This window comes from Halomonas sp. NO4, from assembly GCF_010994375.1.
Lineage (GTDB): Bacteria > Pseudomonadota > Gammaproteobacteria > Pseudomonadales > Halomonadaceae > Halomonas.
Genome location: NZ_WHMA01000003.1, coordinates 277862 through 289892 on the forward strand (window position 1 = coordinate 277862; position 12031 = coordinate 289892).

Annotated in this window: 12 protein-coding genes and 1 tRNA gene; 9 read left to right on the plus strand and 4 right to left on the minus strand. The window is 64.7% G+C overall.

The genetic code is table 11. The features are described 5' to 3' along the window. Window position 1 precedes the first annotated feature (1 nt). Window positions 2–883, minus strand: coding sequence for a YicC/YloC family endoribonuclease (locus FEF15_RS04450; RefSeq protein WP_163557939.1), 882 nt, complete (start codon window positions 881–883; stop codon window positions 2–4). 164 nt (window positions 884–1047) lie between these two features. On the opposite strand from FEF15_RS04450, the gene rph reads away from it, so the two are divergent. Further along, window positions 1048–1785 (plus strand): ribonuclease PH, encoded by a 738-nt coding sequence (gene rph / locus FEF15_RS04455; RefSeq protein WP_163557940.1) that lies wholly within the window; start codon window positions 1048–1050, stop codon window positions 1783–1785. A gap of 260 nt (window positions 1786–2045) precedes the next feature. Here rph and FEF15_RS04460 read toward each other — a convergent pair whose 3' ends face one another. Next, on the minus strand, window positions 2046–2813 hold the full coding sequence (locus FEF15_RS04460; protein WP_163557941.1) for an exodeoxyribonuclease III: 768 nt from the start codon (window positions 2811–2813) through the stop codon (window positions 2046–2048). A 154-nt stretch (window positions 2814–2967) separates the two neighbouring features. Between FEF15_RS04460 and pyrE the strand changes: the two genes are divergently transcribed. Genes pyrE through rep form a run of 3 tightly spaced genes read left to right on the plus strand, consistent with a single transcriptional unit; the run spans window position 2968 to window position 6209 of the window. After that, window positions 2968–3642: an orotate phosphoribosyltransferase gene (gene pyrE, locus FEF15_RS04465; RefSeq protein WP_163557942.1), complete on the plus strand. Its 675-nt coding sequence runs from the start codon at window positions 2968–2970 to the stop codon at window positions 3640–3642. Between the two features lie 9 nt (window positions 3643–3651). Continuing rightward, entirely contained in the window at window positions 3652–4134 is a 483-nt protein-coding gene (trmL, locus tag FEF15_RS04470) for a tRNA (uridine(34)/cytosine(34)/5-carboxymethylaminomethyluridine(34)-2'-O)-methyltransferase TrmL (RefSeq protein ID WP_163557943.1), read from the plus strand. Continuing rightward, a complete protein-coding gene (rep, locus tag FEF15_RS04475; protein ID WP_163557944.1) occupies window positions 4131–6209 on the plus strand; it encodes a DNA helicase Rep in 2079 nt (692 codons plus the stop codon). Before trmL ends, rep begins: the two co-directional genes overlap by 4 nt. A gap of 91 nt (window positions 6210–6300) precedes the next feature. On the opposite strand, the gene FEF15_RS04480 is transcribed toward rep, so the two are convergent. After that, window positions 6301–7266 carry a c-type cytochrome gene (locus tag FEF15_RS04480; protein ID WP_240454064.1) on the minus strand — a complete coding sequence of 322 codons (966 nt, stop codon included), beginning with the start codon at window positions 7264–7266 and terminating at the stop codon, window positions 6301–6303. Window positions 7267–7509: 243 nt separating this feature from the next. Here FEF15_RS04480 and lhgO point away from each other — a divergent pair, with 243 nt between their 5' ends. The 3 genes from lhgO to FEF15_RS04495 all read left to right on the plus strand — a co-directional run bounded on the left by lhgO (window position 7510) and on the right by FEF15_RS04495 (window position 9477). Then, window positions 7510–8709: an L-2-hydroxyglutarate oxidase gene (lhgO, locus tag FEF15_RS04485; protein WP_163557945.1), complete on the plus strand. Its 1200-nt coding sequence runs from the start codon at window positions 7510–7512 to the stop codon at window positions 8707–8709. A 67-nt stretch (window positions 8710–8776) separates the two neighbouring features. Continuing rightward, window positions 8777–8853 (plus strand) — tRNA-Arg (locus FEF15_RS04490). A 249-nt stretch (window positions 8854–9102) separates the two neighbouring features. After that, the gene (locus FEF15_RS04495) at window positions 9103–9477 is read left to right on the plus strand and encodes a histone-like nucleoid-structuring protein, MvaT/MvaU family (protein ID WP_163557946.1); all 375 of its coding nucleotides are present in this window, start codon (window positions 9103–9105) and stop codon (window positions 9475–9477) included. Window positions 9478–9825: 348 nt separating this feature from the next. Here the strand turns inward: FEF15_RS04495 and FEF15_RS04500 are convergent, their stop codons facing one another. After that, the gene (locus tag FEF15_RS04500) at window positions 9826–10044 is read right to left on the minus strand and encodes a hypothetical protein (RefSeq protein WP_163557947.1); all 219 of its coding nucleotides are present in this window, start codon (window positions 10042–10044) and stop codon (window positions 9826–9828) included. A 761-nt stretch (window positions 10045–10805) separates the two neighbouring features. Between FEF15_RS04500 and FEF15_RS04505 the strand changes: the two genes are divergently transcribed. Then, window positions 10806–11147, plus strand: a complete 342-nt coding sequence (locus FEF15_RS04505) for a YbjQ family protein (protein ID WP_163557948.1) — start codon at window positions 10806–10808, stop codon at window positions 11145–11147. 545 nt (window positions 11148–11692) lie between these two features. Continuing rightward, window positions 11693–11881: an aldo/keto reductase gene (locus FEF15_RS19375; RefSeq protein ID WP_240454065.1), complete on the plus strand. Its 189-nt coding sequence runs from the start codon at window positions 11693–11695 to the stop codon at window positions 11879–11881. Window positions 11882–12031 lie beyond the last annotated feature (150 nt).

Here is a 12031-nt window from a genome sequence, read left to right on the forward strand (position 1 = left end):
ATTACTCGATGTTCTGGATCTGCTCGCGCATCTGTTCGATCAATACCTTGAGCTCCACCGCACAGCGGGTGGTGTCGGCGACCACCGACTTGGAGGAGAGGGTGTTGGCTTCGCGGTTGAGCTCCTGCATCAGGAAGTCCAGGCGGCGTCCCTTGGGGCCGGGCTGGCCGAGCTGGCGGTCGACTTCGGCGACGTGGGTCGCGAGACGGTCGAGCTCCTCGTCGACATCGGCTTTCTGGGCGAGCAGCACCAGCTCGCTCTCCAGGCGCTGGGGGTCGAGTTCGGCCTTGGCCGCCTCCAGGCGCTCCAACAGCTGGGCGCGCTGGCGCTCGAGGATCTCGGGCATCCGCGCGCGCACCTCGGCCACCTGCTCGCGCACCCCTGCCAGGCGGCTGCGAATCAGCGCGGCGAGCTTGTCGCCCTCGCGGGCCCGGGCGGCGACCAGCTCGTCCAAGGCGGCCGTGAACAGCGCCTGGGCCTCGGCCTTGACCACGTCGAGGTCGGCGCCGCGGGATTCGAGCACCCCGGGGTGGTCGAGCAGCGCCAGGGCGTCGGGCATGGCGGCCTGGGGCAGGGCGGTGCGCACCTCGCCGAGGGCGGCGGCCAGCTCGGCCAGGCGCTCGCGGTTGACCGTGAGGGTGTCGTCGCGGCTTTCGGGCTCGAAGCGCAGGGTGCACTCCACCTTGCCGCGAGCCAGGCGCATGCGCAGCGTCTCCCGGAAGGCGGGTTCCAGGTCGCGCAGCGTCTCGGGCAGGCGGAAGTGGGGCTCGAGATAACGCTGATTCACCGAGCGCAGCTCGAGCTGCAAGCTGCCCCAGCTGGCCTCGCGGGTCTGGCGGGCGAAGGCGGTCATGCTGTGAACGCGATTGGCAGTGTCGGCCATCGGCCTCCTCCTCGGGCGGTGCGGGCCGCGCTGGCGGCCCAGGGACGGATCCGAGGGCGCAGTGTAACCGATTCCTGCCGCCAACCGTGTAGAATGGCGCCCTTTCCGCTTCCCGCCCCGCTCCCGGGGGAGGAAGACTTGCGACCCTACTTCGGAGAGGACCTATGGCAGCCGACGTCAAGCGCCCCAGTGGCCGCGCGCCCGACCAGCCCCGCGAGATTCGCCTGACCCGCGACTACACCCGCCATGCCGAGGGTTCGGTGTTGGTGGAGTTCGGCGACACCAAGGTGCTGTGCAACGCCAGCGTCGAGGCCGGGGTGCCGCGCTGGCTGCGCGGCAAGGGTCAGGGCTGGATAACTGCCGAGTACGGCATGCTGCCGCGGGCCACGCACACCCGCGGCGGCCGTGAAGCCACTCGCGGCAAGCAGGGCGGACGCACCTTGGAGATCCAGCGGCTGATCGGCCGTTCGCTGCGCGCGGCGGTGAACCTCAAGAAGCTCGGCGAGTACACCATCACGGTGGACTGCGACGTCATCCAGGCCGACGGCGGTACCCGTACCGCCTCGATCACCGGCGGCTGCGTGGCGCTGGTCGACGCCATACGCTATCTGCAGCGCAAGAAGCTGATCAAGGGCGACCCTTTCGTGCAGCTGATCAGCTCCGTCTCGGTGGGGCTCTTCAAGGGCGTGCCGGTGGTCGATCTGGACTACCCCGAGGACAGCGGCGCCGACACCGACATGAACGTTGTGATGGCCGAGTCGGGCGGGCTGATCGAGGTGCAGGGCACCGCCGAGGCGGGCACCTTCTCCCGCGAGGCGCTCAGCGCCATGCTCGACCTGTCGGAGAAGGCCGGCCATGCGCTCTTCGAGCATCAGCGCGAGGCGCTGGGCATTCGCCGCTAAGATCATTCTAATGCAAGGGGAACGCTGATTTATGTCGCGAGCGATGAGAGGCTGGTCGCCGCCGGAGCGCAGCTCCCGGAGTGTAGCCTGCTACATGAGGAGACGACCGGGCCGGCGCACCGGCATCGCCGGCGGCCAGCTGTCTTTGGCAAGGGCCCGAGCGCAGCAATAAATCAGTGTTTCCCTAAAGCAGTGCGCCGGCCTATCAAGGCCGGCGCACTGCGTCCCGGGCGGACCGGAACGGCGACGTAGGGGAGGCGTTACAGCGGCAGGTCGTACTCCACGATCAGCGGGGCGAACTCGCTGAAGGTGGCGTCGTAGTCGATCCAGGCGTCCACCACGTGACGGCGGAAGTTGGGCCCCACGATCTGGTAGTCGATGCGCCAGCCCTCCTGGCGGGAGCGCGGCACTTCCTGGTCGAGCTTGGGCCACCAGGTGTACTCGCCGGCGTCGCGGTTGATCTCGCGGAAGGTGTCGATGAAGCCGGTGGGGCCGAACACCTGATCCATCCAGGCACGCTCCTCGGGCTTGAAGCCGGGAGTAGCCTGGTTGTCCGCCCAGTTGGCCAGGTCGATGGTCTTGTGGGCGACATGCCAGGTGCCGCAGATGATGTACTCGCGTCGCTTGCGCGCCATCTTGGCGAGGTATTCCTGATACTGGGCCATGAAGGCCTGCTTGGCGGCGTAGTCGCTGCCGTCGGGCATCAGGAAGCTGGCGATGCTGAAGCGGTCGTAGTCGGCCTGCAGGAAGCGCGCCTCGTGGTCGCACTGCGGAAAGCCCAGGCCGTACATGATGGCCTTGGGAATCTTGCGGCAGTAGAGCCCCACGCCGGAAAAGCCGTCCTGCTCGGCGTCGAGGAAGTAGCCCTCGTAGCCTTCCGGGTAGAGGATGCTGTCGTCGAGCTCGAAGCTCTTGGCCTTGAGGTTCTGCACGCAGACGACATCGGCGTCCTGGCCGGCCAGCCAGTCGAGGAAGCCGCGGTCGACCGCCTCGCGGATGCCGTTGACATTGATGGTGGCAATTTTCATACATGGTCCCTTTGACGTCGCGCGTGTATGATACCCGACGTTTCGACGTTTGGGTAAAGGGACCGTCGCGAAAGACGTGCTATGGGGCTCGGATTCGCGGGCCGACCCGGCGTCGCACGAGGTTGAGACACCAGGGGGAGCCGTGGCGGCCAGCATGCAAGCCTACCAGCGTGAGTTCATCGAGTTCGCCATCGACCAGGGGGTACTCCGGTTCGGCGAGTTCACCCTCAAGTCGGGGCGGGTCAGCCCCTACTTCTTCAACGCCGGCCTGTTCAGGACCGGCGCCGCCCTGGCCCGCTTGGGGCGCTTCTACGCCCGGGCGATCGCCGAGCGCGGGCCGCACTTCGACATGCTCTTCGGCCCCGCCTACAAGGGCATTCCCCTGGCGGCCACCACCGCCGTGGCGCTGGCCGACCATCACGGTCGCGACCTGCCCTACGCCTTCAACCGCAAGGAGGCCAAGGCCCACGGCGAGGGCGGTAACATTGTCGGCGCACCGCTGGCCGGTCACATCCTGATCATCGACGACGTGATCACTGCCGGCACCGCCATCCGCGAGGTGATGACGCTGATCAAGGCGGCCGGTGCCGAGGCCGCCGGGGTGGTGATCGCTTTGGATCGCCAGGAGCGCGGTCAGGCTGACGGGGAGGCAAACGGCCAGAGCGCCATCCAGGAAGTCGAGGCGCGCTACGCCATGCCGGTGGTGAGCATCGTCACGCTGGATATGGTGCTCGCCTACCTCGAGGAGCGAGGCGGCGAGGCCTTCCAGGCGCACGCCGAGGCGATCCGCGACTACCGGGCGCGCTACGGGGTGGCGACCTCCGACTGAGCGGCCGCCATGCTCGACGTCGTCCTCTACCAGCCCGAGATCCCGCCCAATACCGGCAACCTGATCCGGCTGTGTGCCAATACCGGCTTTCGCCTGCACCTGATCGAGCCGCTGGGCTTCGTGCTCGACGACAAGCGCCTGCGCCGCGCCGGGCTCGACTACCACGAATGGGCGGCCGTGCGCGTGCATCGCGACTGGGCGGCGTACCTCGAGGCGGCAGCGCCCGAGCGGGTGTTCGCCGTCTCGACCCGCGGGCGCACCGGCTACCACGAGCCGGCGTATCGCCCCGGCGATGCCCTAGTGTTCGGCCCCGAGACCCGCGGCCTGCCCCAGGCCATGCTCGACGCGCTGCCCGAGGCTCAGCGCCTACGCATTCCCATGCGCCCCGAGAGCCGCAGCCTCAACCTCTCCAATGCCGGCGCCATTCTGGTGTATGAAGCCTGGCGCCAGCTCGGCTTTGCCGGTGCGATGACACCCGAGGCACGCCCATGAGCATTCAGCAGCGCCTGGCCAAGTTGAACCCCCGCCAGCAGGCAGCGGTGCGCTACATCGATGGCCCCTGCCTGGTGCTGGCCGGCGCCGGCTCGGGCAAGACCAGCGTGATCACCACCAAGATCGCCTACCTGGTGCAGGAGTGCGGCCTGAGCGCCCGGCGCATTGCCGCGGTGACCTTCACCAACAAGGCGGCCCGCGAGATGAAGGAGCGGGTGGGGCAGATGCTCAAGGGCAAAGAGGGCCACGGGCTGACCGTCTCCACCTTCCACACCCTGGGACTCAACATCATCCGCCGCGAGCTTGCCGCGCTCGGGTATCGCCCCGGCTTCTCGCTGTTCGACCCGGAGGACGCCAAGGCGCTGCTGCGCGACCTGCTGCACAAGGACGCCCAGGTCGACGCCGAGGTGATCAATCGCGTGCAGCACCAGATCTCGGCGTGGAAGAACGATCTGGTGCTGCCCGGCGAGGCCCTCTCCCACGCCGCGGACCAGGACGCACTCTTCGCCGCCCGCGCCTACGATGCCTACGTGCGCCACCTCAAGGCCTACAATGCGGTGGACTTCGACGACCTCATCCTGCTGCCGGTGGTGCTGCTGCGCGACGACCCCGAGGCGCTGGCGCGCTGGCGCAAGCGCATCCACTACATGCTGGTGGACGAGTACCAGGACACCAACGTCAGCCAGTACCTGCTGGTCAAGCTGCTGATGGGCGAGCGCGCTACCTTCACCGTGGTGGGTGACGACGATCAGTCGATTTACGCCTGGCGCGGCGCGCGGCCCGAGAACCTGGTGACCCTGGGCGAGGACTTTCCGCGCCTCAACGTCATCAAGCTGGAGCAGAACTACCGCTCCACCGGTACCATCCTGCGCGCCGCCAACACCCTGATCGCCAACAACCCCCACGTCTACGACAAGACGCTGTGGTCGGAGATGGGCGAGGGGGCGGCGATCCGCGTGGTCGTCAACCGCCACGAGGAGGCCGAGGCCGAGCGGGTGGCCAGCGAGATATTGACGCGGCGCATCAAGGAGCGGGCCGAGTGGCGCGACTTCGCCGTGCTCTACCGCGGCAACTTCCAGGCACGGCTGCTCGAGCTCAAGCTGCAGCACTACCAGATTCCCTACAAGCTTTCCGGCGGCACGTCGTTCTTCTCGCGCAACGAGATCAAGGACGCCATGGCCTACCTGCGGCTGTTGATCAACCCGGCCGACGACAACGCTTTCCTGCGCATCGTCAACGTGCCGCGCCGCGAGATCGGCCCCGGCACCCTGGAGAAGCTCGCCAACTACGCCAACGACCAGGCCAGCGGGCGTCGTCTCTCGCTGTTCGCCGCCAGCCAGGAGCTGGGCCTGGCCGAGCAGCTGCCGACCCGCGCCGTGGAGCGCCTGGGCCGCTTCACCCACTTCATCGACGGCGTGCGCCGGCGCATGGACGGCGGCGATGCCATCGCCGCCATCCGCGACATGCTGCGCGAGATGGACTACGAGGCGTGGCTCTACCAGAACGCCAGCGCTCCGACCATCGCCGAGCGGCGCATGGCCAACGTCTGGACGCTGATCGACCAGCTCGAGAAGTCGCTGCAGGCTGCCCCTGAAGAAGTGAGCCCCGAAGACGTCGCGGCCAGCGAGGAGACCGAGACCGACGGCGTGGAGGCGGCCATCTCGCGGCTGGTGCTGCGCGATATCCTCGAACAGCAGGCCGAGGAGGACGACTCCGACCGGGTGCAGCTGCTCACCATGCACGCCGCCAAGGGGCTGGAGTTCCCCCACGTCTATTTGATGGGCCTGGAGGAGGAGCTGCTGCCCCACCGCAACGCCGTGGAAGCGGGCACGGTGGAGGAGGAGCGGCGCCTCGCCTACGTGGGCATCACCCGGGCGCGGCGCACGCTCACCCTGACGCTGGCTCGCCAGCGCAAGGCCTACGGCGAGCTGATGGACTGCACGCCCAGCCGCTTCCTCGACGAGTTGCCGGAGGCGGACCTGGAGTGGGAGGGGCGCGCCGACAAGGAGGATCCGGCCAAGAAGCAGGCGCGCGGCCAGGATGCCATCGCCGGGCTGCGCTCTCTACTCGGCTGAGGGCTCATTGCCGGGATAGGCTTGGCTGTGGGGAACCGACCCACGAAAACAGGGCGCCTTGGCGCCCCGGTTGTTGCTGCTGTGATGGCGGTTACTGCACCGGCTCGACCAGGTAGTTGGTGGCGGCCTTCACCTCGTCATCGGAGAGGTTGGGGTTGCCACCCTTGGCCGGCATGGCGTTGAAGCCGTTGATGGAGTTGTCGTAGAGGGTCTCGATGCCCTTCTCCATGCGATCGGCCCACTGCTCCTCGTTGCCACGCACTGGGGCGCCGGCGGCGCCGGTCTCGTGGCAGGCCATGCACACCTGGTTGTAGATCGCCTCGCCGTCGATGTCGGCATGCGCGGGCGCGTCGCCTTCGGCGGCGTCCTCCTCGGTGGCGGCCTCTTCCTCGTCGCCGGCAGCGGCTTCTTCCTCGGTGGCGGCCTCTTCCTCGTCGCCGGCAGCGGCGTCCTCCTCGGTGGCGGCTTCTTCCCCGGTGGCGGCCTCTTCCTCGTCGCCGGCAGCGGCGTCCTCCTCGGTGGCGGCCTCTTCCTCGTCGCCGGCAGCAGAGTCTTCCTCGGTGGCGGCGGCCTCTTCCTCAGCGGCGGCGTCAGCCTCGCCGGCGACTTCCGGCACGTCCATCACCGGCTCGACCAGGTGGGCGGTAGCGGCTTCGACTTCCGCGTCGGAGAGGTTGGGGTTGCCGCCCCGTGCCGGCATGGCGTTGAAGCCGTTGATGGAGTGGTCCAGCAGGGTATCAAAGCCCTTGTCGACCCGGCTCGCCCAGGCCTCCTCGTTACCGCGTGTCGGCGCGCCGGCTGCTCCGGTGTCGTGGCAGGCGGCACAGACGCTGCTGTAGATATCGGCGCCATCGATCTCACCGCCACCGTTGTCCCCGTTGCCGTTGGCGTCGGACTGTGCCGCCTGCGTGCCACAGTCTTCACCCTGCAGGCAGAGCTCGCCCACCGGTGCCAGGCGTTCGGCAATGGCATCGCGGTCCACGTCCTGCGCGGTGGCAACGCCCGCGCTCAGGCCCAGGGTGGCCAGGCACCCCATGATCAGCTTGCTGGATTTCACTCTCACCACCTCTTGACGGTCCTGTAATCGTTGTCGACTCGTGACGACGTCCGTTTTCGGCAACACGATGGTGCGGGACGCCATGACGCGCACAGTGCGGCCTAGTATACCGACAACGCAAACCGCTGGAAAACGGCCCGGCCCACACCTTTGGCATGAGTGGGCGCCCTGGCTGGCCGGCCGTGCTCGCAACGGGGTATGGTGGTTGCCACTTCTGCCCGACAACAAGAACACGAGGCGCGCGTGTACGACATCATCCTCATCGGTGGCGGTATCCTGGGGCTGTCCACCGCCATGCAGTTGGCCGAACGCTTCCCGGAGAAAAAGCTGTTGCTTCTCGAGAAAGAGGCCGGGCCGGCGCGCCACCAGAGCGGCCACAACAGCGGCGTGATCCATGCCGGTGTCTACTACGCGCCGGGCAGCCTCAAGGCGCGATTCTGCCGCGAGGGCAACCGGGCGACTCGCGAGTTCTGTGACCGTCACGCCATTCCCTACGACATCTGCGGCAAGCTTCTCGTCGCCACCCGCGAGACGGAAGTCCAGCGCATGGAGGCGCTGTGGGAGCGCTGCGCCGCCAACGGCCTGGAGCGCGACTGGCTCTCCGCCGATGCCCTGAAGGAGCGCGAGCCCAACGTCACCGGCCTGGCCGGGCTCTACATCCCCTCCAGCGGCATCGTCGACTTCGCCCGGGTGGCCGAGGCCATGGCGGCCGAGTTCGAGCGGAACGGCGGGCAGATTCGCTACGGCCAGGAAGTGACCGGCTTGGCGGAGCGCACCGGCGAGGTGCTGGTGACAACCCGCAAGGGCGAGTTCAGCAGCCGCTACCTGGTGAGCTGCAGCGGGCTCATGGCGGATCGTGTCGTGCGCATGCTCGGTCGCGCGCCAGGATTCATCATCTGTCCCTTCCGCGGCGAGTACTACCGCCTAGCCGACCGCCACGCCAATATCGTGCGCCACCTTATCTACCCGATTCCCGACCCCTCGATGCCCTTTCTCGGCGTGCACCTGACGCGCATGATCGACGGTTCGGTGACGGTGGGGCCCAACGCCGTGCTGGCGCTGAAGCGCGAGGGCTATCGCAAGGGGGACATCTCGCTCCCCGACATGGCGAGACTGTTCAGCGACCCGGGCGTGCTGCGCGTGCTGGGGCGCTACTTCCGGCCCGGCCTGCACGAATTGAAGAACTCCTTCTATCGCCGTGGCTATCTCAAGGAGGTGCGCAAGTACTGCCCGAGCCTCACCCTCGACGACCTCGAGCCGTGGCCCGCCGGGGTGCGCGCCCAGGCCGTCTCCCGCGACGGACGCCTCATCGACGACTTCCTGTTCGTCAACACCCGGCGAACGGTGAACGTCTGCAACGCCCCCTCGCCCGCCGCCACCTCGGCCATCCCCATTGGCCGCCATATCCTGAACAAGGTCGGCGAGATGCTGCAGGGCGGTTGAGCGCCAGGGCAGCGGTGGACAGCCGCGCCATGGGCGGTTACGATACGGGCCGCTTCATACGAAGCGTGCGCCCGTAGCTCAGTTGGATAGAGTGTTGGCCTCCGAAGCCAAAGGTCGCAGGTTCGAATCCTGCCGGGCGCGCCAGAACATCGAAAAAGGGCCTGCGGCATTGCCGTAGGCCCTTTTTCACACCACCTGAACCCTTCGAAACCCCTTGGCGCCACTACCGGCACCTTGTTATGGGTGCCTTCTCGTTCAAGATCAGGGCCAGACTTCCACAGCCGGATATTGAACCAAGTCCGATTCATGATTTTCCTTGTCAACTTCGCGTGTTGCTTCGATGACGGAATGCAATCATAATCGGCTTATAAATCAACTTGTGTGGAGTCCCGTATGTCGATCATTTCGTCTTACCTGCAGAAAGAGCAGCAGCTGAAGCAGCTTCAGGAAGAGCTGGAGCAACTCCAGAACGATGAGCGCCTAAAGGCGGAGCTGAAATTCAAGGAGAAGCTGGAAGCGCTGATGCGAGAATATGGCAAGTCAGCAGCCGACGTCATCAGCCTGCTTGATCCTAAGCCGACTGCAGACAAGAGTTCCAGCAGCACGAAAAGTGCTGGTCGAGCCAAACGCAAGATAAAAATCTACAAAAACCCGAATACCGGAGAAGTTGTAGAAACGCGTGGTGGCAACCAGAAGACCCTGAAAGCGTGGAAGGATGAGTATGGCGCTGAAACGGTAGAATCTTGGCTAGTAAGAGTCGAAGGCTAAATAAGCTTACCCTGCCTGCGAATTATTGCAGGCAGGGTGCCCGATTTTGGGCCAGGAGCAGACGATCAGCCATGGCTAATATAATGTCAGAAAAAGTCGTCGCTTGGCGCGCCAGCGCAAGACGTTCTGCTTGATTGATCTGTTAGGCACAGCAAACACTGAACGGTCTTGCAGGCCCGCCAGCATGAAGCGCATCGCGATTAAGCGCCGCCCGCTTGCCGATGACGGGCGACCAGTCGTTGATCTGAGCGCGGAATGTATCGCCGTCGAGGACTAACGTCATTTCGTCGACCCCCACGCTGCCGTAGTCAGCCAGGGCGAGAGCGGGAATGAAGGTTAGGTCAGTTATCAGCTTAGCTTTCTTGTGACCGTGCAATGACACACATCGCCTTCGATACTATCAATGCGAACAACAACTGGTCGATCCTCAGCCGGGTCTTCGGTAAACAGGAGCCAGCTATTGGAATCGAGCCCCCGGACATATTCTCTGCCCACCTCAGGCTCTTTCACCTGATCCGTGCCAATCTTTGTGGTCATGCCAACCTCAAGATGTCTTATATCTTGCATGGACTTCTCCTATGTCAAAGAAAACAGAGTTACCACCTGCCAAGGCGTCCACTCTGGTGCATAAGCTGCTTTATCCATACCATCAGGGTAGACTAACGTTCCCCATTCGGCCAGAATCGGTCGTTCAGAAAATCCTGATTAATGCCAGAGCGGACCGCCGCACTATTAGTTCCTCCGAGTGCCGCTAATTTTTAACAGAACATCAAGTTACAGCCTTATGCCGAAAGTTTGGAACGGCTTCATAGTCAGATTCATCTCGAACAAACCACTAATCCTGTCCTTAATAATTTGATAGTCTTTCCTCGCTTTTCCGCGTTCCCTGCACAGGTCATTTCCAATAATTTGGTTTTCCAAAAGCACTAGGCTATCTCTGGAAAATAGATCGATAAACTTTGGTATTGCATCTTGGAGCCGACCATTAGCTTGGTCATGGCTGTAGCTTATTGTGTATTAGATTGAATTTATTCTACATAACATCGGCGTTCCGAGTACCCTTCAATAGCGTTGCACTTGGAATTTGAGACTGCCCCCTTTTTCAAAAAGTTTAATTGCTGATTTGCAGGATGTGCAATGTCGAGATGTGGCTTGTTTATATTTATGTCGACAATCAGCTATCTAGCGCAACCGGACCAGCAGCGAAGCTGCTTAAGAAGGGGCGTTCCCACCGTGTGGCAAACGGGGCATGATGGAAGAATGGCGACTGGGCCGTGCGGTGTCACCCGGCGTCATCGCCACCGCAACCCCGGAACGGAGAGACCCCCATGCCAGAGCGAGTGATCCTCACCACCTCGTCGCACCTCGAGGGCTACCGCGTCACCGAGCACATCGATATCGTGTCGGCCGAGTGCGTGTTCGGCATGAACGTTCTCAAGGACATGTTTGCCGGCTTCCGCGACTTCTTTGGTGGGCGCAACAAGTCGTCCCAGAACGCCCTGCGTGATGCGAGGATCGCCTGTCTGGAGGAGCTGCGCCGCGAGGCGGAGGGAGTGGGCGCCAATGCCGTCATCGGCATCGACCTCGATTACAGCGAGATCTCCGGCGGCGGCAAGTCGATGCTGTTCCTGGTAGCCACCGGTACCGCCGTGAAGGTCGCCAAGGCCTGAGTCATCCTCGCGCTGATGCGTTGCGCTACCCCCGCTATCTTTCACCGTGATGGTGCATCACTCGACCAATACTGCCAGCCTGTGATTCCGCCGGTGTCTTCGCGGTTGAGAGGGTGACGGCCATGGCCTTCCATAACCCGAACCCGAAAATCCGGGCGCTGGAGGAGCGAAACGCCCGGTTGCGCGCCGCACTGTTCGCCAAGGTGTTCCGCGGCGCTTGGCGTGGCTTGCGCAAGTGCGCCCCACGAATGGTGGGGCTTCGCTCCCGTCGCTGCCGACGTCACCCGCGCGCCTGATACCTGCGAAGGCCCTTTGCCCGGTTTCCCAATGTGGACGGGGTCGGCGGTGCTGCACAGCGCCCACCGCCTGACACTCAGAGGACAGTCGAGGAGAAAAACACCGCTTCGACAGCGGCAGAAGTTGACCCATCGTGACCGGACAGCTTACAAAACCAGAGCCAGCGAGAGAACGGTGAGCGGATCGGTCACGTTCGCCGGAATACGCAGCACCGTCGACCCGACACCTACCACCCGACGAGGATTGCCATGTCGACGCTATTCGACGGCCTCCAGGACGTCTCTTCGCCCGCCATCGGCCTGGGCGCCATGAACCTCTCCCATGGCTATGGCAGGCCGGTTCCCGAGCCCGAGGCGTTGCGAGCCCTGGAGTCGGCCTTCGACATGGGCTATCGCCACTTTGATACCGCTACCCTCTATGGCGCCACCAGCCAATGAGGCGCTGCTGGGTAAGGCAATGCAGGGCAAGCGGAACCGGGTCTTGCTGGCCAGCAAGTGCGGTCTGGCCATTGAGCCTGCGCAGGGCCGGCGAGTCATCGATGGGCGCCCCGAGACGCTCCGGCGACAGTGCGAGGCGAGTCTTCAGCG

Excerpts from the sequence above, each read along its gene's own strand:
- FEF15_RS04450 (WP_163557939.1), bottom strand. The coding sequence starts at position 883 with ATGGCCGACACTGCCAATCGCGTTCACAGCATGACCGCCTTCGCCCGC.
- rph (WP_163557940.1), top strand. The coding sequence starts at position 1,048 with ATGGCAGCCGACGTCAAGCGCCCCAGTGGCCGCGCGCCCGACCAGCCC.
- FEF15_RS04460 (WP_163557941.1), bottom strand. The coding sequence starts at position 2,813 with ATGAAAATTGCCACCATCAATGTCAACGGCATCCGCGAGGCGGTCGAC.
- pyrE (WP_163557942.1), top strand. The coding sequence starts at position 2,968 with ATGCAAGCCTACCAGCGTGAGTTCATCGAGTTCGCCATCGACCAGGGG.
- trmL (WP_163557943.1), top strand. The coding sequence starts at position 3,652 with ATGCTCGACGTCGTCCTCTACCAGCCCGAGATCCCGCCCAATACCGGC.
- rep (WP_163557944.1), top strand. The coding sequence starts at position 4,131 with ATGAGCATTCAGCAGCGCCTGGCCAAGTTGAACCCCCGCCAGCAGGCA.
- FEF15_RS04495 (WP_163557946.1), top strand. The coding sequence starts at position 9,103 with ATGTCGATCATTTCGTCTTACCTGCAGAAAGAGCAGCAGCTGAAGCAG.
- FEF15_RS04500 (WP_163557947.1), bottom strand. The coding sequence starts at position 10,044 with ATGCAAGATATAAGACATCTTGAGGTTGGCATGACCACAAAGATTGGC.
- FEF15_RS04505 (WP_163557948.1), top strand. The coding sequence starts at position 10,806 with ATGCCAGAGCGAGTGATCCTCACCACCTCGTCGCACCTCGAGGGCTAC.
- FEF15_RS19375 (WP_240454065.1), top strand. The coding sequence starts at position 11,693 with ATGTCGACGCTATTCGACGGCCTCCAGGACGTCTCTTCGCCCGCCATC.